The sequence below is a fragment of the Actinopolymorpha sp. NPDC004070 genome (assembly GCF_040610475.1).
Lineage (GTDB): Bacteria > Actinomycetota > Actinomycetes > Propionibacteriales > Actinopolymorphaceae > Actinopolymorpha.
This window is the reverse complement of record NZ_JBEXMJ010000004.1, coordinates 85,318-109,531: the sequence shown is the minus strand read 5'-3', so window position 1 is coordinate 109,531 and position 24,214 is coordinate 85,318. Positions and strand designations below refer to the sequence as shown.

At 70.6% G+C, this 24,214-nt stretch carries 18 protein-coding genes; 15 read left to right on the top strand and 3 right to left on the bottom strand.

Annotated elements, in window-relative coordinates:
- Positions 1-18 precede the first annotated feature (18 nt).
- The 3 genes from ddaH (at position 19) to ABZV93_RS09330 (ending at position 4,760) form a co-directional block, all read left to right on the top strand.
- Positions 19-966, top strand: a complete 948-nt coding sequence (gene ddaH / locus ABZV93_RS09340; RefSeq protein ID WP_354932771.1) for a dimethylargininase — start codon at positions 19-21, stop codon at positions 964-966.
- Complete coding sequence (rocD, locus tag ABZV93_RS09335) at positions 956-2,230, top strand: ornithine--oxo-acid transaminase (protein ID WP_354932769.1); 1,275 nt, start codon at positions 956-958, stop codon at positions 2,228-2,230. Before ddaH ends, rocD begins: the two co-directional genes overlap by 11 nt.
- Positions 2,231-2,651: 421 nt before the next feature.
- Positions 2,652-4,760 (top strand): GxGYxYP domain-containing protein, encoded by a 2,109-nt coding sequence (locus tag ABZV93_RS09330; RefSeq protein WP_354932767.1) that lies wholly within the window; start codon positions 2,652-2,654, stop codon positions 4,758-4,760.
- 23 nt (positions 4,761-4,783) lie between these two features.
- Here the strand turns inward: ABZV93_RS09330 and ABZV93_RS09325 are convergent, their stop codons facing one another.
- Positions 4,784-5,263: a DUF2752 domain-containing protein gene (locus ABZV93_RS09325; protein ID WP_354932765.1), complete on the bottom strand. Its 480-nt coding sequence runs from the start codon at positions 5,261-5,263 to the stop codon at positions 4,784-4,786.
- Positions 5,264-5,378: 115 nt separating this feature from the next.
- Between ABZV93_RS09325 and ABZV93_RS09320 the strand changes: the two genes are divergently transcribed.
- The 10 genes from ABZV93_RS09320 to ABZV93_RS09275 all read left to right on the top strand — a co-directional run bounded on the left by ABZV93_RS09320 (position 5,379) and on the right by ABZV93_RS09275 (position 19,867).
- The gene (locus tag ABZV93_RS09320) at positions 5,379-6,113 is read left to right on the top strand and encodes an RDD family protein (protein WP_354932763.1); all 735 of its coding nucleotides are present in this window, start codon (positions 5,379-5,381) and stop codon (positions 6,111-6,113) included.
- A gap of 268 nt (positions 6,114-6,381) precedes the next feature.
- Positions 6,382-7,185 carry an indole-3-glycerol phosphate synthase TrpC gene (gene trpC / locus ABZV93_RS09315; protein WP_354932761.1) on the top strand — a complete coding sequence of 268 codons (804 nt, stop codon included), beginning with the start codon at positions 6,382-6,384 and terminating at the stop codon, positions 7,183-7,185.
- 150 nt (positions 7,186-7,335) lie between these two features.
- Positions 7,336-8,640 (top strand): tryptophan synthase subunit beta, encoded by a 1,305-nt coding sequence (trpB, locus tag ABZV93_RS09310; RefSeq protein WP_354932759.1) that lies wholly within the window; start codon positions 7,336-7,338, stop codon positions 8,638-8,640.
- Positions 8,637-9,455 (top strand): tryptophan synthase subunit alpha, encoded by an 819-nt coding sequence (gene trpA / locus ABZV93_RS09305; RefSeq protein ID WP_354932757.1) that lies wholly within the window; start codon positions 8,637-8,639, stop codon positions 9,453-9,455. The genes trpB and trpA overlap by 4 nt, the downstream gene beginning before the upstream one ends.
- 64 nt (positions 9,456-9,519) lie before the next feature.
- Complete coding sequence (locus tag ABZV93_RS09300) at positions 9,520-10,302, top strand: thioredoxin domain-containing protein (RefSeq protein ID WP_354932755.1); 783 nt, start codon at positions 9,520-9,522, stop codon at positions 10,300-10,302.
- 59 nt (positions 10,303-10,361) lie between these two features.
- Positions 10,362-11,867, top strand: a complete 1,506-nt coding sequence (gene lgt, locus ABZV93_RS09295) for a prolipoprotein diacylglyceryl transferase (RefSeq protein WP_354932753.1) — start codon at positions 10,362-10,364, stop codon at positions 11,865-11,867.
- Positions 11,868-12,131: 264 nt separating this feature from the next.
- Positions 12,132-16,685 carry a glutamate synthase large subunit gene (gltB, locus tag ABZV93_RS09290; protein ID WP_354932751.1) on the top strand — a complete coding sequence of 1,518 codons (4,554 nt, stop codon included), beginning with the start codon at positions 12,132-12,134 and terminating at the stop codon, positions 16,683-16,685.
- Positions 16,678-18,162: a glutamate synthase subunit beta gene (locus ABZV93_RS09285; protein WP_354932749.1), complete on the top strand. Its 1,485-nt coding sequence runs from the start codon at positions 16,678-16,680 to the stop codon at positions 18,160-18,162. Before gltB ends, ABZV93_RS09285 begins: the two co-directional genes overlap by 8 nt.
- Before the next feature lie 260 nt (positions 18,163-18,422).
- A complete protein-coding gene (locus tag ABZV93_RS09280) occupies positions 18,423-19,040 on the top strand; it encodes a hypothetical protein (RefSeq protein WP_354932747.1) in 618 nt (205 codons plus the stop codon).
- Between the two features lie 266 nt (positions 19,041-19,306).
- Positions 19,307-19,867, top strand: coding sequence for a hypothetical protein (locus ABZV93_RS09275; RefSeq protein WP_354932745.1), 561 nt, complete (start codon positions 19,307-19,309; stop codon positions 19,865-19,867).
- A gap of 90 nt (positions 19,868-19,957) precedes the next feature.
- Here the strand turns inward: ABZV93_RS09275 and ABZV93_RS09270 are convergent, their stop codons facing one another.
- Both ABZV93_RS09270 and ABZV93_RS09265 read right to left on the bottom strand, forming a co-directional pair.
- Positions 19,958-21,067 (bottom strand): amidohydrolase family protein, encoded by a 1,110-nt coding sequence (locus tag ABZV93_RS09270; protein ID WP_354932743.1) that lies wholly within the window; start codon positions 21,065-21,067, stop codon positions 19,958-19,960.
- A gap of 107 nt (positions 21,068-21,174) precedes the next feature.
- Positions 21,175-22,554, bottom strand: coding sequence for a glutamine synthetase family protein (locus ABZV93_RS09265; RefSeq protein ID WP_354932741.1), 1,380 nt, complete (start codon positions 22,552-22,554; stop codon positions 21,175-21,177).
- Positions 22,555-22,661: 107 nt separating this feature from the next.
- On the opposite strand from ABZV93_RS09265, the gene ABZV93_RS09260 reads away from it, so the two are divergent.
- Positions 22,662-23,465, top strand: coding sequence for an ATP-binding cassette domain-containing protein (locus ABZV93_RS09260; RefSeq protein WP_354932739.1), 804 nt, complete (start codon positions 22,662-22,664; stop codon positions 23,463-23,465).
- Positions 23,462-24,202: a hypothetical protein gene (locus ABZV93_RS09255; RefSeq protein ID WP_354932737.1), complete on the top strand. Its 741-nt coding sequence runs from the start codon at positions 23,462-23,464 to the stop codon at positions 24,200-24,202. Before ABZV93_RS09260 ends, ABZV93_RS09255 begins: the two co-directional genes overlap by 4 nt.
- The last annotated feature ends 12 nt before the right edge of the window (positions 24,203-24,214 follow it).

Here is a 24,214-nt window from a genome sequence, read left to right as displayed (position 1 = left end):
GTCCGCGGAGGTTCTTCGATGCCCACGACCGCCAGTTCCGGCAACCCCAGCCACGCACGCGAAAGCGCCCGTACCGCCACCCGCCGGCACTACCTCATGTGCCGGCCGACGTACTTCGCCGTCGAGTACGCGATCAACCCGTGGATGCACCCGGAGAACGCGGTCGACACCGATCTGGCCATCGCCCAGTGGGAGCGCCTTCGCCGGACCTATCTCGACCTCGGTCACGAGGTGAGCCTGATCGACCCCGCGCCGGGCCTCCCGGACATGGTGTTCGCCGCGAACGGCGCCGTGGTGGTGGACGGGCTGGCATTCGGCTCGCGCTTCCGGCACCTGGAGCGGATGCCGGAGGCCACCCGCTACCTCGAGTGGTTCAAGACCCACGGAGTCGAGCACGGCGTACGCGACGCGTACCTCCCGCTGTCCGTGGCCGAGGGCGAGGGCGACCTGCTCACCACGCCGGACCGCATCCTCGCCGGGACCGGCTTCCGTACCGACCCGGCGGCCCACCGCGAACTCGCGGAGTACGTCGACCGGCCGGTCGTGACGCTCCACCTGGTCGACCCGCGCTTCTACCACCTGGACACCGCCCTGTCGGTGCTGGACGAGCACAACGTCACCTACTACCCGGACGCATTCGCGCCGGAGAGCCGGCAGGTGCTGGCCGAGCTGTACCCGGACGCTGTGCTCGCCGAGGAGGCGGACGCGGTCGTGTTGGGCCTGAACGCGGTGTCGGACGGCCGCAACGTCGTCCTGCCCGTGCAGGCGACCGCGCTGGCCCGCAAGCTCGCCGAGCGTGGGTACGTGCCGGTGCCGGTGGACCTGTCCGAGCTGCGCAAGTCCGGTGGCGGCCCCAAGTGCTGCACCCTGGAGATCCGTCCCGGCTCGGTCGAAGGCGGCGTGGCCACGGCGGGTGCGGCGGGCACAGCGGGTGCGGCGGGAGCGGGAGCCTCGGATGCTCGATGACCTGACGGCCTCGGCCGTGGACCGGACCGCGGAGCAGATCACACTCGCCGAGCGGTACGCCGCGCACAACTACCACCCCCTGCCGGTCGTCGCCGCCGAAGCCGAGGGCGCCTGGGTGACGGGCGTGGACGGCCGGCGCTACCTCGACTGCCTGGCGGGGTACTCCGCGCTGAACTTCGGGCACCGCCACCCGGCCATCCTCGCGGCGGCACGGGAGCAGTTGGACCGGCTGACGCTGATCAGCCGGGCGTTCCACCACGACCAGTTCGGTGCCTTCTGCGCCGAGCTCGCCGGCCTGGTCGCGACCTCGAACCCGGCGTACGGCGCGACGGCCCAGGCGTCCCCGGACGTCATGGTGCTGCCGATGAACACCGGCGCGGAGGCGGTGGAGACCGCGCTGAAGGTGGCCCGCAAGTGGGGGTACGAACGCAAGGGCGTCCCCGACGGCCGGGCCACCATCATCGTCGCGGCCGGGAACTTCCACGGCCGCACCATCACGATCGTGAGCTTCTCCGACGACCCGGACGCCCGCGACCACTACGGCCCCTACACGCCGGGCTTCGTGACCGTGCCGTACGGCGACGCGGGCGCGATCGCCGACGCGATCGACGACACCACCGTCGCCGTGCTGATCGAACCCGTCCAGGGTGAGGCCGGGGTGATCGTGCCGCCGGAGGGCTACCTGCGCGACGTCCGGCGTACGTGCACCGAGCGGGGCGTACTCCTGCTCGCCGACGAGATCCAGGCCGGGCTGGGACGGACGGGCACCACGTTCGCGTGCGACCGCGAAGGCGTCGTTCCCGATCTCTACATCCTCGGCAAGGCACTGGGCGGCGGAGTCGTGCCGGTCTCGGCGGTGGCCGGCTCTCCGGAGGTGCTGGGCGTGGTTCGCCCGGGCCAGCACGGCAGTACGTTCGGCGGCAACCCGCTGGCGTGTGCGGTGGGCCGGGCCGTGGTGCGCCTGCTCGCCGACGGCAGCTACCAGCGCCGGGCGGCGGCTCTGGGCACCGTCCTCGCCGAACGCCTGAACAGCCTGGTGGGCAAGGGACTCGTGGGCGTACGCACCGCCGGTCTGTGGGCCGGCATCGACGTCGACCCCGCCCTCGGCACCGGCCGCGACATCTGCGCCGCGCTGGCCGAGCGGGGCGTTCTGGCCAAGGACACCCACGGCTCGACGATCCGGCTGGCGCCGCCCCTGGTGATCGAGCAGGCCGACCTGGAGTGGGCGGTGGACCAGTTGGCCGAGGTGCTGCGTACGCGATAGGTCTTTCGGCACCACCGGCTCGTCGTCACTGGCCGGAGCAGCCCGCACCAACGCGGCCTGCTCTGGCCAGTGATCTTGTCCGCGCACACCCCGACGCACCACAATCGCTAGCGCCCGGGGGCGGGCACCTGCTCGTCGTTTCCCAGTACGTCAGCCTGTTCGTGGTTTTCCCGCACGTCCTCGCACGTCGGCCCTCCCCGAGCGTCCGCACCTCGGCACGTCCGCACCTCGGCACGTCCGCACCTCGGCACGTCCGCAACTCGGCACGTCTGATCTTCCGTACGCCAGTTCCTCGGTAACTCCCGTACGCCGGTGCGCGGGGAGGCAGCTCTCCGGATCCGCCACCGCGGTGGCCGGGTGTGTCCGGATCCCCTTTCCCAGTGCGTGGACAGCGCTTACCCACCAGGCGGTGTGACGATCGATGACATCGAACAACCAGTACTCACGGCGAACCTTCGGCCGGATGGTCGTGGCCGGACTCGGTGCGGCGACGTTGCCGAACGTGCTCGCTCCGGGGGCCGCGCAAGCCGCGACCGGAGGCCCCGCCATCGGAGTCACCTCGACGGCCACGCAGTCGCGGTCGGGCATCAGCTGGCCGGAGGGGCAGGCGCTGCCGCACTTCGCGCCCGTCCGCGCCCTCGACGTCGTCGACATCACCGGCCTGTCGGGTGACGAGAAACTGATGCTGGGAACCCTGCAGGGGTTGGTCAACCGGGTCCGCCCGCAGATCTACCTCATCGGCGACGACGCCACCAACGGCGAGGGCCGGCTGACCTGGCTGCGCGACCTGGACGTGTCCGCCACCGTGCACGACGACTTCTGGACCCTCGTGGGGAAGTACCGCGGCGCGGTCCGGGGCAGCGTCGTGTACGACCCCGCCGTGCCCGACTCGCTCAACGTCGCCACCACCCTCGCCGGCCTGCGCAACCTCCTCGCCGTCGGCCCGGAGCTGGCGGGGACGCTGGCGAAGAAGTACGGCGTGAAGGTGGTGGAGGACCTGCGCGGGCGGTTCACCAGCCGGATCGACGCCTACCGCTGGCAGTTCGAGAACCTCTGGCCGCAGACCACCCACAGGATGCTGATCGGCCTGCCGCCGCTGAAGGACGTCAGCCTGCCGCCGGGCCTCCCGTCGTACTACACGACGATCGCCAAGGTGGACGCCCACCTGCACGACGCCTCCAACCGGAAGGTGTACGAGTTCGATCTCACCTCCCAGCTCGGCGGCGACGGCGTGTGGGTGCGCTTCGACGACGCGTTCACCGACGACGGCTGGGGTCCGGCGGTGCACCAGGTGACATTGCGCGCGGACGGTGAGGTGGTCGCCGACTTCGTGCCGGGCACCGACGCGGAGGACCCGTACCTCTTCGACGACAGCAACTCCCAGACCAGCCTGGGCCCGCCGCTGCACCGGTTCGCCGACGGAAGCCACTACTTCGTCTACGGGTTCGCCCCGCCCGCCGGGACGTCGAAGCTCACGCTGTCGGTGGAGATGTGGAACGAGTACGTCGTGTCGGTGAGCAGGACCGAGCCGGCCCGGCCGACGAAGGTCGCGTTCGCGTACCTGCGTGACTACGCCGTGGCCAACCGGGCGATGACGTTCTGGCTGGACCCGAACCTCGACGCCGAGCGCGAGTTGTTCGAGCAGATCATGTCCGAGGTACAGCCGTACACGCCCTATCTCGGGTGGTTCGCCCAGGACATCGCCGGCGAGTTCGGCGGCACCGAACTGTGCTCGAAGCACGGCGTCTACGTGCTCGCCGCGGACTGGTTCGAGAACCTCACCGTGCACTCCGGTGCCCGGGCGCCGATTTCGGACCAGCAGAAACCCGCGCCCACACTGCCGCTGGAGAACAAGGTCTACGTCACCTTCACCATGTCCGAGGGCGACAACCTGCAGTACAACGAGCACCGGCTGCGGATCCTGTGGGACAACCCGGGCCGGGGCAGCGTTCCGGTCAACTGGACCACCAACCCGCTGCTCCTCGACGCCGCGCCGAACTTCCTCAGCCACTTCCAGCGCACCGCGACCGACAACGACCTGCTGGTGGCCGGCCCGTCCGGCGCGGGCTACATCTACCCGACGCCGTGGCCGGACGCCACGTTCGCGACGTTCACCGAACAGACCGGGAAGTACATGCACGCGACCGGGATGGGGATCGTGTACGTCCTCAACCGGGTCGACGGGCACGACGTCGACCTTTCGGCCGACAAGACCCGGGCGTACGTCTCCGACGTCGAGCCGCAGGGGATCTTCCTCAACTGGTCCGGCACGACCACCACCCGGCTCGTCGAGGGCGGAACGCCGCTGGCCACCATCCTCGGGGTCGGCGGGGTGAAGGAGACCAAGGACGCCATCGCCCGGTCGGCGCAGGGATGGGACGGCACCTCGCCGCGCTTCGTCTCGATCGGGGTGAACGCCTGGTCGACGACGCCGCAGGACCTGGCCGAGGTGACTGCCTCGCTCGGGCCGGAGTACCGCGTGGTGCGCGGAGACCAGTACTTCGACCTGGCCCGGAAGGCGCTGGGATAGATCCGCGCGGTCAGACGTGCGGGTCAGGCGTGCAGGGCGGTGAACGGCGGCCAGGGCAGGTTGCGCAGCACCATGAAGACCAGGGCCACCGCCACCACCGCCGGGAGCAGCGCCGCCCGTGCCCGCGGACCCGGCGCCGGACGGGGGAGGCGTACGCGGACGTCGAGGCGTTCGAGCACCCAGCTCAGCCACAGGTAGGCGAGGACCAGGATCGCGAGGAGGGCCGGCGCGTTGAACCGGAGCGCGCCGGCCAGGTCGCCGTGCAGCACGGCGGCGGCCATCCGGGTCGTACCGCACAGTGGGCAGTCCAGTCCGGTGAGGGAGTGCAGCAGGCACGGCACGCCGAAGCGGCCGCCCGAGACGGTGTTCGCCGCCGCCAGTCCGAGGCCCGCGGCCCCCAGCACGGCGATGCCGGCCAGCGTGCTGTCCGACGGCACGACGTCCGGGTGCTCGGCGGTGCCGGCGGGCGGACCGCACGGTCGGGTCAGGGTCGGATCGGGCACGGATTCACCGTAACCCCGACCCGTGGTCCGGAGTTGGTTCCAGGTGCAGGTGTTGACCGCTAACCTGCTCGAATTCAGTGCCACCTTCACTTGTGACTTCAGAACGGAGACGGTTGTGAGTACACCGACCCCGCCGGGTCCCGACGCGCGCGACGAGGACCCGTCCTCGGGACGGCACGGTGCTCCGCAGCCTCAGGATCCCTATGGCCGGCAGGCCCAGGGACAGAGCGGCCAGCAGGGTTACGGCGGACAACAGCAGCAGGGTCAGTACGGCCAGCAGGGTTATGGCCAGCAGCCGGGTTACGGCCAGGCATACCCCCAGGGCCAGGACCACGGGCAGTACGGCCGGCCGGGACAGTACGACCAGGGCCAGTACGGCCAGCCGGGACAGTACGGCCAGTACGGCGGCACTCCGGAGATCGACCGGGACCTGCTCGCGCCGTGGATCTACCGGGTCGGTGCCTCGCTCATCGACGGGGCGATCTCCGGGATTCCGGCGGCGATCGGATACGGCTTCCTGATTCCCTCGCTGGGCAGCGGCGGCCAGCCGTCGAGCGCGGCCCTCTCGGTCGCCTCGCTCCTCTACCTCGTGAGCTTCGTGTTCTCGCTGTGGAACGTCGTCTTCCGACAGGGGAAGACCGGCCAGAGCATCGGCAAGCAGGTGCTGAACATCAAGCTGGTGAGGGAGTCGGACGGGCAGCCGCTCGGAGCCGGCACGACGTTCGTCCGGGGACTGGCCCACTTCCTGGACGCCCTCGCCTGCTACGTGGGCTACCTCTGGCCCCTGTGGGACAAGAAGCGGCAGACGTTCGCCGACAAGCTGATGTCCAGCCTGGTCATCAAGCTGTAGTCGTCGTGCGGGCGGCGGCCGGGACGGTCCTCACGGGCGACGTCCCGGAGGCCTTGACGTCGCCCGCACACTTTTCGTCCTGATTCCGGTCCGGTCCTGCACGCCCTCCGCCGCGCGTGCGGCCCTGCACGGACAGGCCCCGAACACTGGCCGGTGTCGGGGTGGGGGGAGGTCGTCGTTACTCTGAGCAGGTCTCTGGAAGCGAGAGCGGGTTCGTTCGCAGAAGACCCCGCGCCTGCGCTTAGGTCGCTCAGGAAGGACTGACTGCGTGAGTGTTCTCGACGAGATCCTCGACGGGGTCCGCGCCGACCTTGAGGAGCGGCAGGCGAGAGTCTCGATCGACGATCTGAAGAAGCGGGTCGCCCTTCTTCCGTACGCGATCGATCCCGTCCCGGTTCTGCGGGGCGACGGCGTCGCCGTCATCGCCGAGGTCAAGCGGTCCAGCCCCAGCAAGGGTGCACTCGCCGCGATCGCCGATCCGGCCGCGCTCGCCACCGACTACCAGGCCGGCGGGGCCGCCGTGATCAGCGTCCTCACCGAGCGGCGCCGGTTCGGCGGCTCGATCGACGACCTCCGGGCGGTGCGCGCCTCGGTGGACGTGCCGATCCTCCGCAAGGACTTCGTGATCACCAGCTACCAGCTGTGGGAGGCGCGAGCCTACGGCGCCGACCTGGTGCTGCTCATCGTGGCCGCCCTGGGGCAGAACGCCCTGGTCTCGCTGATCGAACGCGCGGTCTCGATCGGTCTCACCCCGCTGGTCGAGGTGCACACCGAGGAAGAGGCCGAGCGGGCCGTCGACGCGGGCGCGAAGCTGATCGGCGTCAACGCCCGTGACCTGCGCACGCTCGAGGTCGACCGGGCGGCGTTCGCCCGGATCTCGCCGCAGATCCCGGACGGTATCGTCAAGGTGGCGGAGTCCGGGGTGCGTGGGCCCCACGACGTGATCGAGTACGCCCGCGCCGGTGCCCACGCCGTCCTCGTCGGCGAGAGCCTGGTCACCGGGAAGGACCCCCGGTCCGCGGTGGCCGACCTGGTTGCCGCCGGCGCCCATCCGGCGCTGCATCATGACTGAGCCGAGATGACAGTCCCAAGATGATCGACCCGAGATGGCCGGGCTGACGGCCGAGCCGGCGACCGGCCGGACCGTACGGAACCAGCCCAGCCAGTCACAATCTGCCCGAGCCGTCCGGAAACCGACCCGACACCGAACCGAAGTGAGTCGATGACTGACGTGGCCGCTGCCAACACCGACCGGGGCGTGCTCGGTCAGGGACTCGACGGACATTTCGGTCGCTTCGGCGGCCGGTTCACCCCCGAGGCCCTGATCAGCGCGCTGGACGAACTCGAGCAGGCGCACCGCTCCGCTCAGGACGACCCGGAGTTCACCGCCGAGCTGGACCGGATGTTCCGGGAGTACGCCAACCTCCCGAGCCCGCTCTACGACGCGACCCGCCTGTCCGAGGTGGCCGGGGTCCGGATCCTGCTCAAGCGGGAGGACCTCAACCACACCGGCGCCCACAAGATCCGCAACGTCCTCGGCCAGGCGCTGCTGGCGGTCCGGATGGGCAAGACCCGGATCATCGCCGAGACCGGGGCCGGGCAGCACGGCGTGGCCACGGCCACCGCCTGCGCCTACCTCGGCCTGGAGTGCGTGGTCTACATGGGCGAGGAGGACACTCGCCGGCAGGCGCTCAACGTCGCCCGGATGGAGTTGCTCGGCGCCGAGGTGATCCCGGTGACCACCGGGAGCCGGACGCTGAAGGACGCGATCAACGAGGCGCTGCGCGACTGGGTGGCCACCGTCGACAACACCCACTACCTCCTGGGCACCGCCGCCGGTCCCCACCCGTTCCCGGCGATGGTGCGCGACTTCTGCCGCGGCATCGGTGACGAGGCCCGGGCGCAGACGATCGAGCTGACCGGCTCCCTCCCGGACGCGGTGTGCGCCTGCGTGGGCGGCGGGTCCAACGCGATCGGTACGTTCACCGCGTTCGTCCCCGACGAGTCCGTCCGGCTGTACGGCTTCGAGGCCGGCGGTGACGGCGTGGACACCGGCCGGCACGCCGCGACGATCACCTCCGGTCAGGTCGGCGTCCTGCACGGCACCCGCTCCTACCTCCTCCAGGACGAGGACGGCCAGACCATCGAGAGCCACTCGATCTCCGCCGGCCTGGACTACCCCGGTGTGGGGCCCGAGCACGCCTGGCTGCACGACACCGGGCGGGCGACCTACCTCCCGGTGACCGACGCGGAGGCGATGGACGCGCTGCGGCTGCTGACCCGGACCGAGGGCATCATCCCCGCCATCGAGTCCGCGCACGCGGTGGCCGGCGCGCTGCGGGTGGCCAAGGACCTCGGCCCGGACGCGACCGTACTGGTGTGCCTGTCCGGCCGCGGTGACAAGGACGTCGACACCGCCGCCACGTGGTTCGGCCTGCTGGACGACAAGCCCGGGGTCGAGACGGCCGGCACCGAGCGGGAGAACGCCGAGCAGGACGGCCGGGACAGCACGGAGGAGAAGGCGTGAGCACCTCGACGTCCACCGGGGTCGGCCCGGTCTTCGCCAGAGCGAAGGAGGAGGGCCGCGGGGTGCTGGTCGGCTATCTGCCGGCGGGGTTCCCGAGCCATGACGGTGCCATCGCGGCGTTCGAGGCGATGGCCGAGGGCGGTGTCGACGTCTTCGAGGTCGGCCTGCCCTACTCCGACCCGACGATGGACGGGCCGACCATCCAGGCGGCCGCCGACCAGGCGCTGCGTGGCGGCACTCGCACCAAGGACGTCCTGCGTACGGTCGAGGCGGTGTCCGGGCTCGGCGTTCCGACCCTGGTGATGACGTACTGGAACCCGATCGAGCGCTACGGCGTTGAACGCTTCGCACGGGACCTCTCCTCGGCCGGCGGGGCGGGGCTGATCACGCCCGACCTGATTCCGGAGGAGGCCGAGGAGTGGATCGCCGCAAGCGACGCGACCGGCCTGGACCGGGTCTTCCTGGTCGCGCTGTCGTCGTCCACGCAGCGGCTGCGGTTGACCGCGCGGGCCTCCCGGGGTTTCGTCTACGCCGCGTCGGTGATGGGTGTGACAGGTGCCCGTGAGCAGACCAGCGCCGGTGCCCCGGGGCTGGTCGCCAGGCTGCGGGAGGTCACCGACCTGCCCGTCGGCGTCGGGCTCGGCGTGTCCAACGGCAACCAGGCCGCCGAGGTGGCGGCGAGTGCGGACGCGGTGATCGTCGGTTCGGCGTTCGTACGCCCCCTGCTGGACGCGCCCGACGAGCGCACCGGCGTGGAGCGGGTACGCGAACTCGCCCGCGACCTCGCCGACGGCGTTCGGCGGCCAGGACAGTGAGGCACCACCAGCATCCGGCGCCGCGACGTTGCGGCGCCGGTGGACAGACGAGGCGGAGAGCGGCATGAGCAAGAAGTCGGCTCGGGAGCAGTTGCGCGCCGAGCGTGCCCGGCAGGCCGCGCAGGCCAAGCGGCGCGAGAACCTGATGCGCATCGGCGTGGCCGTGGTCGTGGCGGTGGTGATCGTCGCCATCGCGGTCGTCGTCCAGTGGCAGCGCTCCAAGGTCGACACCACCGCGGCCTACCCCGAGGGCGTGGTCGCGCCGTACAAACCGACCTCCAAGGGCGACCCGACTCCGGTCGGCGGCAAGGCGGGCGGCCAGGGCGACGGCGTCGGCTTCGGCAAGGCCGGTGCCCCCGTCGTGGTGGAGATGTTCGAGGACTTCGCCTGCCCGCACTGCCGGGACTTCGAGTCCGACGCCGAGAAGACCCTGAACCAGCAGGTCGAGGCGGGCAAGGCGCGGGTGATCTACTACCCCCTCACGCTGCCCGGCTTCGGCCGCCCGACCGAGCTCGCCGCGAACGCCTTCGGGTGCGCGGTCAACGCCGGCAAGGCCCGCGAGATGCACGACGCGCTGTACGCCAACTACAGCCAGAGCTGGACCAACTCCCAGCTGGTCGAGCTCGGCAAGGGGATCGGCCTCACCTCCGGATCGTTCCGCTCCTGCGTCAACGGCGACCAGTTCGCCGACTGGGTCAAGGCGGTCGACGAGACCGGCACCAAGCGCGGCGTCCAGGGGACCCCGACGGTCTTCGTCAACGGCAAGCAGCTCGACCCGGGTGACACCAGCGGGACCGGACTGAAGCTCGCGATCGACTCCGCGGCAGCCAAGACCAACAAGCAGTGACCGGGTAAGGTCCGACCGGTAACCAGCGGTAATCCTCGCCCGCAGGAGTCTCACAGGCCATGCAGATCCTCGCCTCCATACCCAGCCCCTCCCAGGGGGTGTGGCACCTCGGGCCGCTCCCGCTCCGGGCGTACGCGATTTGCATCATCCTCGGCGTGGTCGTGGCGGTCTGGCTGGGCAACCGCCGCTGGATCGAACGCGGCGGCCGCCCGGGGACCGTCGCCGACGTCGCCGTCTGGGCGGTCCCGTTCGGCCTGGTGGGTGCCCGCCTCTACCACGTGATCACCGACTACCAGCTCTACTTCGGTCCCGGGCGGGAGCCGATGCGGGCGTTCGCGGTGTGGGAGGGCGGCCTCGGCATCTGGGGCGGGGTGGCCTTCGGCGCGCTCGGCGCCTGGATCGCCTGCCGCCGGCGGGGAATCCCGCTCCCGGCGCTGGCCGACGCGCTGGCGCCCGGGATCGTCCTGGCCCAGGCGATCGGCCGGTGGGGCAACTGGTTCAACCAGGAGTTGTTCGGCGCCCCCACCACCGCGTGGTGGGGGCTGCGGATCGACCCGGCGCACCGTCCGATCGGATATGAGCAGTACGCCACGTTCCAGCCGACCTTCCTGTTCGAGAGCATCTGGGACGTCGGCACCGCGCTGCTGGTGATCTGGGCAGACCGGCGGTTCCGGCTCGGCCACGGGCGGGCGTTCGCGCTGTACGTCATGTGCTACACGCTGGGCCGCGGCTGGATCGAGTACCTCCGCGTCGACCCGGTCAACCACATCCTCGGCCTGCGGCTGAACGTCTGGACCTCGGTCCTGGTGTTCCTGCTGGCGATGCTGTATTTCATCCTCTCCGCCACGCTTCGCCCGGGCCGCGAACGCGTCGTGGAGCCGACGCCGGCGGCCTCGCCCGGCGACGAGGCGAGTGCCACCGCCGACACCGTCGGGGATGGGGCCGTCGCCGCGGCGGGCACCGGAGCCGGCTCCGACGCGGCCTCACGGGCGGCTGCCGATCGCCGGTCGGCGGCCGAGGACGATCGGCCCACGGCCGACCAGGAGGGAACCGGCCGGGGGACCGGCGAGCGTGGACCTGCCACGAGTGATCCCGGCCGCGACCCCGGTGGCTCTGCGGACCCCGGCGATCCGGACGAGGGTCCCGCCTCGGCGGCCGAGCAGCACCTCGTGGTCGACCGCGGCCGGCTGGCGGACGAGAACACCCAGATCGAGGAGGCGGCCCGCCCGTCACAGAGCGGGCCGCGGGCCGGCGAGACGACTTCCCGGCAGACCGCGCAACCCGGGCAGCCCGGACAACCGGACTCGACCGGTCGACAGGACGCTCCGGCCGGGGCGGACCACCCGGGGGACGCCGAGGGACGCTACCCCGAGGACCGCGGCGTGTTCGCCGACGAGCGCTACCCTGGCGACGACCGGTACACCCCGGAGGAGAAGTACCTCGCCGACCAGCGCAATCGCTTCGCCGGGCCCGATCGGGACCCCCGCCGGGGAGGGGCCGGGCGCCGGCAGGTGTCCGAGGAGCGAACACGTTCGACAGAAAACCCCCCGGAGGGGTCACAATGACCGAAGTACGATCGAACGCGCGTCTCGGCTAGTACGTCACACCGCCGTGACCCGCCACGGCTTCGCGGCCTATGCTGTCGCGACCTGTGGCGTTGCCGGCTACCGCCGAAGTTCGCTCACAGCGGACGCCACGACGAGGTGGTGTGCCCGGGACCATCGTCCCTGGGGCTCACCGTCAGGTGTCCGCTACCCTGCATGCAACCGCCGGGGCCAACGTCGTCCCTTGAGCGTGTCCCAACGCGAGTTGACGACGGGAGTATTCACATGCTCGGAACGCCCCCGCCGCCGCAAGGCCTGTACGACCCCCGGTTCGAGCACGACGCGTGCGGCGTGGCGTTCGTGGCCACCCTGAGCGGCGAGCCCAGCCACCAGATCGTCGAACACGCGCTCACGGCGCTGCGCAACCTCGATCACCGCGGCGCGTCCGGCAGCGAGCCGGACTCCGGCGACGGCGCCGGCCTGCTGCTCCAGGTGCCCGACAGTTTCCTGCGTGCGGTCACCGACCTGACCCTGCCGGCTCCGGGCGAGTACGCCGTGGGTACGGCGTTCCTCCCCGACGACGACGCGGCCGACGCCGCCACCGTCGCCCGGATCACCGAGATCGCCGCCGAGGAGGGCCTCGACGTCCTCGGCTGGCGCGATGTTCCGGTGGTGCCCGAGTTGCTCGGGCGCACCTCACGCGCGGTGATGCCGCGGTTCCGCCAGCTGTTCCTGACGGCGCAGGGTGCCGACGGCGCCGCGCTGAGCGGCGTGGCTCTGGACCGGCGCGCGTTCGCCCTGCGCAAGCGGGTCGAGCACGAGACGGACGCCTACTTCCCGTCGCTGTCGTCGCGGACGATCGTCTACAAGGGCATGCTCACCACCGAGCAGCTCGAGCCGTTCTTCCCCGACCTGTCCGACCGCCGGATGGAAAGCGCCATCGCGCTGGTCCACTCGAGGTTCTCCACCAACACGTTCCCGTCGTGGCCGTTGGCCCACCCGTACCGCTACGTCGCCCACAACGGCGAGATCAACACCGTCATGGGCAACGAGAACTGGATGCGGGCCCGCGAGGCGCTGCTGGAAAGCGAGCTGCTGGCCCAGCCCGCCGGCGCCGACGCCGGGCGGGGGATGGACCGGCTGTACCCGATCTGCACGCCCGGTGCGAGTGACTCGGCACGGTTCGACGAGGTGCTCGAGCTGTTGCAGATGGGCGGCCGGTCGCTGCCGCACGCGGTGCTGATGATGATTCCTGAGGCGTGGGAGAACCACGCCGAGATGGACTCCGCCCGGCGCGCGTTCTACGAGTTCCACTCCACCCTGATGGAGCCGTGGGACGGTCCGGCCTGTGTCGCGTTCACCGACGGCACCCAGGTCGGCGCGGTCCTCGACCGCAACGGCCTGCGCCCGAGCCGGTACTGGGTGACCGATGACGGGCTGGTGGTGCTGGCCTCCGAGGTCGGCGTCCTGGACATCGACCCGAAGTCCGTGGTCCGCAAGGGCCGGCTGGAGCCGGGCCGGATGTTCCTCGTGGACACCGCCGAGCACCGGATCATCGAGGACGAGGAGATCAAGGGCCAGCTCGCCGCGGAGGAGCCGTACGACGAGTGGCTGCACGCCGGGCTGATCCGGCTGGAGAACCTCCCGCCGCGCGAGCACATCGTGCACACGCACAAGTCGGTGACCCGCCGGCAGCAGACCTTCGGCTACACCGAGGAGGAGCTGCGGGTCATCCTCGCGCCGATGGCGCGCACGGGTGCGGAGCCGATCGGGTCGATGGGCAGCGACACCCCGGTGGCCGCGCTGTCGGACCGGTCGCGGCTGCTGTTCGACTACTTCACCCAGCTGTTCGCGCAGGTCACCAACCCGCCGCTGGACGCCATCCGGGAGGAGCTGGTCACCTCGCTGGCGGGCAAGATCGGGCCGGAGGGCAACCTGCTCACGCCCGGTCCCGCGTCGTGCCGGCAGATCGTGCTGCCGTTCCCCGTCCTCGACAACGACCAGCTGGCGAAGATCATTCACGTCAACCGCGACGGGGACTTCCCCGGCTACGCCTCGCACCTGGTGCAGGGGCTCTACCGCGTCGAGGGTGGTGGTGAGGAGCTCGCCCGCCGGCTGGACGAGATCTGTGCCGAGGTGTCGGAGGCGATCGCGTCCGGTGCCCGGATCCTGGTGCTGTCGGACCGGCACTCCAACGCCGAGCTGGCGCCGATCCCGTCGCTGCTGCTCACCGGCGCGGTGCACCACCACCTGATCCGGGAGAAGACCCGGTCCCAGGTCGGCCTGGTCGTGGAGGCCGGCGACGTCCGCGAGGTGCACCACGTCGCCCTGCTGATCGGGTACGGCGCGGCCGCGGTCAACCCCTACCTCGCGATGGAGAGCGTCGAGGACCTGGTCCGCGAGGGCATCTTCCTGGAGGGCATCGCTCCGGAGAAGGCCGTCCAGCAGTTGGTGAAGGCGCTGGGCAAGGGCGTACTCAAGGTCATGAGCAAGATGGGTGTGTCCACCGTCGCCTCCTACACCGGCGCGCAGATCTTCGAGGCGGTCGGGCTCGGCCAGCAGGTTGTGGACAGGTACTTCACCGGTACCACCTCCCGGCTCGGCGGGGTCGACCTCGACATCATCGCCGACGAGGTGCGCCGCCGGCACGAGACCGCCTACCCGCGCGACGGGATCGCCCCGGCACACCGCCGGCTGCCGATCGGCGGGGAGTACCAATGGCGGCGCGAGGGTGAGCCGCACCTGTTCGACCCGGAGACGGTGTTCAGGCTGCAGCACTCCACCCGCAGCCAGCGGTACGACATCTTCAAGCAGTACACCGCCCGGGTCGACCAGCAGGCACAGCGGCTGATGACGCTGCGGGGACTGTTCTCCCTGAAGTACGGCCAGCGGCCCCCGATCCCGGTCGAGGACGTCGAGTCGGTGGAGAGCATCGTCAAGCGCTTCTCCACCGGCGCCATGTCGTACGGCTCGATCTCGGCGGAGGCGCACGAGACGCTCGCCATCGCGATGAACCGCCTCGGCGCCCGGTCCAACACCGGTGAGGGCGGCGAGGACACCGATCGGCTGAACGACCCGGAGCGGCGCAGCGCCATCAAGCAGGTGGCCAGCGGGCGGTTCGGGGTGACGTCGGAGTACCTCACCAACTCCACCGACCTGCAGATCAAGATGGCGCAGGGTGCCAAGCCGGGGGAGGGCGGCCAGCTTCCGGGTAACAAGGTGTACCCGTGGATCGCGCGCACCCGGCACTCCACGCCGGGCGTCGGCCTGATCTCCCCGCCGCCGCACCACGACATCTACTCGATCGAGGATCTCGCCCAGCTGATCCACGACCTGAAGAACTCCAACCCGGCTTCACGTGTGCACGTGAAGCTGGTCGCGGAGGTCGGCGTCGGCACGGTCGCCGCCGGGGTGTCGAAGGCGCACGCCGACGTGGTGCTCATCTCCGGCCACGACGGCGGCACCGGTGCCGCGCCGCTCACCTCGCTCAAGCACGCGGGCGCGCCGTGGGAGCTCGGGCTCGCCGAGACCCAGCAGACGTTGCTGCTCAACGGCCTGCGCGACCGGATCGTCGTCCAGACCGACGGCCAGCTCAAGACCGGCCGGGACGTCGTGATCGCCGCGCTGCTCGGTGCGGAGGAGTTCGGTTTCGCGACCGCGCCGCTGGTGGTGTCCGGCTGCGTGATGATGCGGGTGTGCCACCTGGACACCTGCCCGGTGGGTGTGGCCACGCAGAACCCCGAGCTGCGCAAGCGGTTCAACGGCAAGCCGGAGTTCGTGGTCACGTTCTTCGAGTACATCGCGCAGGAGGTGCGGGAGTACCTCGCAGAGCTGGGGTTCGCCAGCATCGACGAGGCGGTCGGCCACGCCGAGCTGCTCGACGTCGCGCAGGCGGTGGAGCACTGGAAGGCGGCCGGGCTGGACCTGCGGCCGATCCTCACCGTGCCCGAACTGCCCGACGGCACGCCGCGGCGATGCGTCACCAGCCAGGACCACGGTCTGGAGAAGGCACTCGACAACCACCTGATCGAGATCTCCCGCGACGCCCTGGACCGGGGCGAGCCGGTGCGGGCGCAGTTGCCGATCCGCAACGTCAACCGCACCGTGGGCACGATGCTCGGGCACGAGCTCACCAAGAAGTACGGCGGGGACGGACTGCCCCACGACACGATCGACCTGACCCTGGTGGGTTCGGCCGGCCAGTCGCTGGGCGCGTTCCTGCCCCAGGGCATCACCCTCCGGCTCGAGGGTGACGCCAACGACTACCTCGCGAAGGGGCTGTCGGGCGGGCGGATCATCGTCCGGCCCGACCGCGCCGCCACCCTGGTGGCCGAGGACAACATCATCGCCGGCAACGTCATCGCGTACGGCGCGACCGCGGGACAGGTGTTCCTGCGCGGCAAGGTGGGCGAGCGGTTCTGCGTCCGCAACTCCGGCGCCACCGCGGTCGTCGAAGGTGTCGGTGACCACGGGTGCGAGTACATGACCGGTGGTGTCGTCGTCGTACTCGGTGCGACCGGGCGTAACTTCGCGGCGGGCATGTCGGGCGGTGTCGCCTACGTGCTCGACCTCGACCGGCGGCGGGTCAACCCCGACATGGTCGAACTCGAGCCGCTGACCGAGGAGGACCGTGACCTGGTGCACTCGCTGGTGAGTGCGCACCAGGAGGAGACCGGCTCACCTGTGGCCGAGGCGCTGCTCGCCGACTGGGCGGGCACGCTGGACCGGTTCGTGAAGGTGATGCCGAAGGACTACAAGCGCGTTCTGCAGGCGCGGGCCCGTGCCTTCGCCGAGGGACGTGACGTCGACCAAGCGATCATGGAGGCCGCACATGGCTGACCCGAAGGGCTTCCTCACCACCCCCCGCGAGGGAGCGCACCGAAGGCCGGTCGAAGAACGGCTTCGCGACTGGAACGAGGTCTACCCGGGCGAGGGGATCGGCGCGTCGCTGCTGCCGATCATCAGCAAGCAGGCCGGGCGCTGCATGGACTGCGGCATCCCGTTCTGCCACCAGGGCTGCCCGCTCGGCAACCTCATCCCGGAGTGGAACGACCTGGTCTGGCGCGACGACTGGCGCGCCGCCATCGAACGCCTGCACGCGACGAACAACTTCCCGGAGTTCACCGGGCGGCTGTGTCCCGCGCCGTGCGAGACGGCCTGCGTGCTGGCGATCGACGAGACCATCTCCGGTGGTCCGGTGACCATCAAGAATGTCGAGGTCTCGATCATCGACCGCGCCTGGGCGCAGGGCTGGGTGACTCCGCAACCGCCGGAGTGGCTGACCGGCCAGCGCGTGGCCGTGGTGGGATCGGGGCCGGCGGGGCTGGCTGCCGCGCAGCAGCTCACCCGGGCCGGGCACACCGTCGCGGTGTATGAGCGGGCCGACAAGGTGGGTGGCCTGCTGCGGTACGGCATCCCCGAGTTCAAGATGGAGAAGCGGGTCGTCGACCGGCGGCTGGACCAGATGTCGCGTGAGGGCACGATCTTCCGTTCCGGCGTCAACGTCGGCGTGGACGTGACCGGCCAGGAGCTGCGGGCCCGTTACGACGCGGTGGTGCTGGCGATGGGGTCGACGATCCCGCGCGACCTGCCGATGCCCGGCCGGGAGCTCGGCGGCATCCACCAGGCGATGGAGTTCCTCCCGCAGGCCAACCGCGTCGCTCACGGCGAGGAGGTGCCGGGCCAGATCACCGCGAAGGGCAAGAACGTCGTCATCATCGGCGGTGGCGACACCGGCGCCGACTGCCTGGGTACGGCACACCGGCAGGGTGCGGCGAACGTCGTCCAGCTGGAGATCATGCCGCAGCCGACGGAGATGCGTCCGGTGCACCAGCCGTGGCCGACGTACCCGATGCTGTTCCGCGTCTCCAGCGCGCACGAGGAGGGCGGCGACCGGCGGTACGCCGTGTCGACGACGGAGTTCCTCGGCGACGACCAGGGCAACGTGCGTGCGCTCAGCCTGGTCGAGGTGAAGTTCGAGAACGGCCGCTTCGAGCCCGTCCCGAACACCGAGGTGGAGATCCCGGCCGAGCTGGTGCTCCTGGCGATGGGGTTCGTCGGGCCCGACCGCGGCGGTCTGCTCGAGCAGCTCGAGGTCGAGCTGGACGAGCGGGGCAACATCAAGCGGGACGCGTCGTACGCGACGAACGTCGAGGGCGTGTTCGTGGCGGGTGACGCCGGGCGCGGGCAGTCGCTGATCGTCTGGGCGATCGCCGAGGGCCGTGCGTGCGCGGCCGGAGTCGACGCGTGGCTACGGGAGGGGCAGACGTCCCTGCCGGCGCCGATCAAGCCGACGGACCGTCCACTGGTGGTCTGAGGCGCCTGGTGGTCTGAGGCGCAGGCGGGTCCGCACCGGGGGCGGACGTACGCCGTTCGCGAGAACGTACGCCGTTCGTGAGGTAGTGCAGGGGACCCCTGTCGCGGTGCTGTGAGCCGCGGCAGGGGTCCTTTGCGTCCGCGCCCGTCGGCCGCCTCGGTGATCGTTTCGCGGCGCCGCGATGTTCACGTGGTGTGGTCGGAACGGCCTGTGGACAGCGATCACCCAATTTGCGATGGGTTCGCTACGGTATGCGAACTATGAAGATTCTGTACGGCAGATCAGCGCTGGTTCGCGGCGCGCTCGCCGGCGCGGTTGCCGTCGGCTTGGGCGTGTCCGGGTGCAGCAAGAACATCGAACCCGACGCCGGCAAGACGCCGACCGCTACGGCGTCCAAGTCCGCCAGTCCCACCCCGTCGGAGACCCCGACTCCAACCCCCACGCCGACACCCACCCCGACGGCCCCCACCGGCACCGTGGAAGAACAACTCCACGCCGCCACCGTCAACTACTACCAGGTTATTAACGCAGCTTATCGGAAGCTTGATACGAGCCAGATTTACGAGGTAATTGTCCCTGGCTCAAATGCTGCCCAAGGCTACATAGACTATGTCGAAGAAGTCAAGAATAAAGGAAACCATTTCGAGGACCTCGGTTCCTATAAAGTTACGGACTTCAAGCTGGCCGATAGCGGAAAGAATGAGATTCGTCGAGTGAGGTTTACTTTGTCGATCTCAGGTGGTCGGGAAGTAGATGAGAACGGCAAGACGGTTGAGTCCTATAAACCTGAGGCTTGGAGAGGCTCGTGGATGGCTTTCGAGAGAAGAGGAAACCGCTGGCTGGCCGTTCGGCAGGTTCTCGGAGAATCCAACAGGTAGTGCTTCTGCTAGCTGGCGCCATGGTATTTGGCACCTTATTCGCGACAAACGCCTGGGCGTGCTTGGGTTGTCGAAACCCCGAGCCGCCTCCCCCTCCAGATGGTGGGCGGGGTAAATTTTACGGTCATGCGGCGGCTCTTTTGACCAAAGATGGCGAAGTAGTTGATTCGGGGGGAGGTGCCTCGTGCGCTGACTGCAAATGGCATCTGCGAAAGGCGTGTGAGATGGGTGGAAACACGGTCTGTCGTCAGGTATCGCGGTGTGGAGTGAATTCCGACGGCACTGTTAAGTATCTCTATGACGTCTACCTGATGAGGACCGGCACGGCGTGGCAACTGCGGGACTCAGTCTGTCTCGGTGATCCGAACGATGTAGTGACGACAGCAGACGTGGGGAACGAGGTTCGTAAGAACTGGGCGGTGTGGGTACCTCCGCAGCAGCTTTCGGTGCAGCCTGCCAACGCGCGAACATTGGTTAACCTGCCGACGTACTTCCAGTCGGGTCAGCCTCAACGGATGCCGGCCAAGACTGTCCATGTGTTCAACTTCGACGTCACCGTCACCGCCGAGGGCGAGTGGAAGTGGACGTTCGAGCCCGGCGTCACGAAAACCTTCGACACGCCTGGCAGTAGCTACGACGACTCCGACCCGAAGGTGAGCTACACCTACGACAAGGTGGGGCCACGAGCTGTACAACTGAACACCAGCTGGCATGGCCGGTTCAGCGTCGGAGCGTATGGTCCGTACGACATCGCACAGCCTGCTGTTCAAGGACCTGGCCAGATCGACCTCGACGTGGTCGAGTCCGGACCTGTCCTCGGCCGCTGAGCCGACAGGTTCGAGGGGGCAATTTCAAAAGTCAGTGATCACCGACGGCTGAAGGATTCCTGGGCACGCCATCAAACGGCGTGGAATCGTTCAGCCGTCGAGGGCGTAGAGGTGGTGGGCGTTGTCGGCCCCGACCATCAGCGCAATGCGGTCAACGTCGTGGGCGGTCAGGTCGCCGTCCCGCCACCATCCGCGGAGAAGCCGACCGAGCGAGTGTCGGAACTGCGCAGCACCGACCAGATAGCGCTCGGGCAGCCGGTACGCGTCGGTGGAGAACATCAGCTTGCCGAACGGCGCGAGTTCGCAGAACTCCCCGAGAATCGCGTCCGCCCGAGCACCGACCTGCCCGACCGTGAGTCCGATGTCGACGTACACGGGCGGGTAGACGGCCGCCAGCCAGCCGGCCTCACGTTGGTACGGGTAACAGTGCAGCAGGACGAGCGGTGTACCCAGCGGCTCCACGGCCTCGATCAGCGGCTGCAGCAACGCCGGGTTGACGGACGGCAGGCGCAGGTCCCGGTCGCCGAAGCCGGTGTGTAGCTGGACCGGCAGGCCTCGATCGACACCGCTCCACAGCACGAACCGCAACAGCACCTCGTCCCGCAACCGCACCACGCTCGCAGGGCGCTCAGGTCCGCCATGCGCAACGTCGACGTCCCGGCGGCTCAGCAGCCAGTCCCGGGCCGCGGCAGTGACCTCCGCCCGCGAAGGTCGCCGGGGGTCCACGTCGAAGCCGTGGCGGTATCCGAGGATCGACTTCACCGCGACCGCGTCCCGTGTGGCCGCAGCAAGCGCGTCGACGTACGCATCGGCGAAGTCGGCCGCCGCCACACCGGAGTCCGCCAGGTCCTCCGCGACCGACTCCAGCCGGACCACCTCCCGGCCGACGGCGCCGGCCGCCGACGCGAGCCCGCGCACCGACCACCAGTCCGAGTCCGCTCCGTCGGTGCCGCCGATCCCGGTGTCGACCAGCAGGTACGACAACCCGGCGGCGCCGAGCAGCCGACGAGCCACCTCCGCCGGCCCGAGGTCGGCCCGCCGGTCGAGGTAGGTCTCCAGGGGAGCACCGGCCGGCAGCCCGAGCGGGGGAGCGCACCAGCGCCGGACCGCCGCTCCCAGCAGGCTGTCGGCGTACGACACTCCGACCGGTGCGGGCCGGTCTGCCTCGCCCAGCATGCGTTCGAACTCGCCTCGGTCCACCAACCCAGACGACCCAGATGACACAGACGACCCAGATGAGCCGACGGACACCGGGTGGCAGTGGGCATCCACGAGCGGGAGGTCCGCAAGCGAGAGTTCCGACGGCATCAGTACCTCCACCGGGTGGCGGCGACGACCTCCTCCTCGTCCTCCCCGGCGAACAGGTCGGCCTCGGCCCGGCGAACCGTGGCGAACGTGTCCAGCAGCGGCGCGCCCAGCGCCTCGGCCAGAACCTCGTCCTCCTCCAGCAGATCCACCGCGGCGAGCACCGACTGCGGCAGGCGGGGCGGGCGGCGTTCCTCGGGGAGGGTCGCGGGGTCGACGGTCACCTCCGGCGGCAGCGGCCGTCCGGTGTCGACACCGGCCAGGGCGATGGCGAGCACGGCGCCGACGACGAGGTACGGGTTCGCGCTTCCGTCGATGCACTTGAGCTCGGCATTGGCCGCCCGGGTCTCACTGCCGCGGGTACCCGTGACCAGCCGCAGCGCGGCCTCGCGGTTCTCCCGCCCCCAGCACTGGTAGGGCGCCGCCCACTGCTGGGGGACCAGCCGCAGGTAGCTCGCCACGCTGGGCGCGGTGATCGCGCACAGCGCGGGCATCCGGGCGACGAGTTCGGCGAGGATCGACTCGCCCCGGTCGGTGAGACCGTGCGGGCCGTACCCGCCGGCGAACAGGTTCTTTCCCTGCGCCCAGGCCGAGAAGTGCAGGTGGGCGCCGTTGCCGACCGCCCCGGCCTCGACCACGGGCGCGAACGACGCGCGCAGCCCGTGCGCCCGCGACACCGCGCGGATCGTCTCCCGGACCAGCACGTAACGGTCGGCGGCACCGACGGGGTCCGTCGCGGCGACCGAGATCTCCAGCTGCCCGGGCGCGTACTCGGGATGGAACTGGTCGACCGGCACCCCCTGCGCGTCCAGCGCCCGGAGCAGCGCGGGCACGTAGTCCGCCAGGTCGGTGAGCCGCGACATGCCGTACGCCGGTCCCGGCGCGCCCGGCTCCATGTCGTTCTCGGACCCCAGGACGCCGACGTACCACTCGATCTCGAAGGCGCACCGGAAACCCACCTCGCGCTCGGCAGCGGCGGCTGCCATCCGCTGGGCGAAGGACCGCTGGCACATCGGGTAGGGCTCGCCCTCCTGGGTCAGCCGGTCGACCGGCGCCCACGCCCAGCCAGGCTGCGCCGACAGGGCATCCACCCGATGCAGATCCGGATACAGGCGGAGGTCACCCACCGGGCCACCCGCGTGCCGGCCCGCGGTGATCGAGTCGTCCACCAGGAAAACGTCGAACACCGGGGACATTCCCACCCCCCAGCCGGCGGCGTCGGGCAGCCGGTCGACGGGGACGGTCTTCACCCGCGTGACCCCGGCGTTGTCGATCCAGGTCAAGGCCACGACGCGAACGTTGTCATCGGTGAGCCGGGCGGTGAGTTCCTTCGCGTACGCGATGCGCCGGGTTCGCTGGTCCGGGTCTGCCACGGATTCCATGACCGATCTATACCCGAACAGGCTCGCGCCGTCTTCCCGGCCCGAGGCGCCACGCCCGCCGCCGGTTCGTACCGGCACTTCACAGCGCGTTCTGGTAGAAACCCGATGTGCGACTGCTGGACGTGCACGCCCGATACTCGGCGGGGGAGGACTGGGTGTTGCGCGGTGTCGAGGCGGAGCTGCGGCCCGGCGACACGATCGTCGTCACCGGTCGGAACGGCGCCGGCAAGTCGACCCTGCTGCGCGCGCTTGCCGGCCTGACCCCGATCGGCCGCGGGCGGGTCCTCGACCGGCCCGCGGTGGTGGGCTGGCTGCCCGACCGGTTTCCCACCGACCAGCAATTCACCGCGGCCGGTTATCTCCGCGCGATGGGGCAGGTACGCGGACTGGCCCGCGCCGACGCCGACGCCGTGGTCGCCCGGCTCGCCGAACGCCTCCAGCTGACGGCGTACCTGCCCGTCCCGCTCGCCGAACTCTCCCAGGGCACCGGCCGCAAGGTCGCCCTGGTCCAGGCGCTGCTGACCCGGCCCGGACTGCTGATCCTGGACGAGCCGTGGGAGGGCCTGGACGCGCCGACCCAGGCCGAACTGCCCGCGCTCGTCGGCGAGGTGACCGAGGCCGGGGGGATCTGCGTGGTCACCGACCACCGCGGCCGGTCGGCCGACCTCGGCTCTGCCCGGCGGTGGACGGTACGCGACGGCCGGGTGGAGGAGCAGCCGCTCGCGGAGCTGGCGCCCGACTCATCGGCCCCGCAGGCCCCGCAGGACCCGCAGGACCCGCAGGACCCGACCGACCCGCAGGGGCCGTGGCACGTGATCGAGGTGGTCGTCCGGGCGCACGACCCGGCCGGCGAGGTGGCCCGGCTGCGCGCCGCCGGTTACGACGTACGCCGGGTGCGGAGCGAGGCATGACCGGCCACGACGGCGCCGCGCGTATCACCGGTGCCGCCGGTGCCGGTGGTCTCCGCCGCACTCTCGCGCTGACCCGGATGCGGCTGGTGTCGTACGTCGTGAGCCAGCGGGCCTGGCCCCCGTGGGTGGCGGGTCTGGCGCTGGTGCTCGGGGCCCACGCCGGTGGCCAGTCCGCACCCAACCAGGCGTACGCGTTCTCCGCCGCGCTGCTGTTCGCGGTGTTCGGCTGGCAGGCCAAGACGGTGCTGGACACCGAACCCGACGGGCAGCGGCTGCTGTCCCGCGCGGCCGTCGGCTCCGGGCCGCGGGAGGTCGTCGCCGGGTTGCTGGCGGCGCCGGTCGCGGCGGTGCCGATCGTGGTCGTGGCCGTTCTTGTTCCGTACGTCATGGGCGCGCTGAGGATCCGCGGCCCCGCGCTGCCCTGGCTGGGGTTCGGGCTGTGGATCCACCTGCTCGGCGTCCTGGCCGGGCTCGGCGTGGGCTCCCTGGCCAGCCGGGTGGTCGTCGCGCGGGTCGGCTGGTCGGCGCTGATCCTGGTCGGTGCACCGGTCGCGGTGCTCGTGCTGGGATCCCGCGACGCCCTCCTCGCCCGGGCGCTGGTGCCCCCGCTGATCGCCTCCGCACACCTGGAACCCGCCGCTGACCTGGGCGGACTCCTCACAGCCACGCTGCACGCCGCTGGCTGGGCGGCGGTCCTGCTGGCCGTCTACGCGGCCCTGCGCCGCACCCGATGGTGACGCCGGACGAAG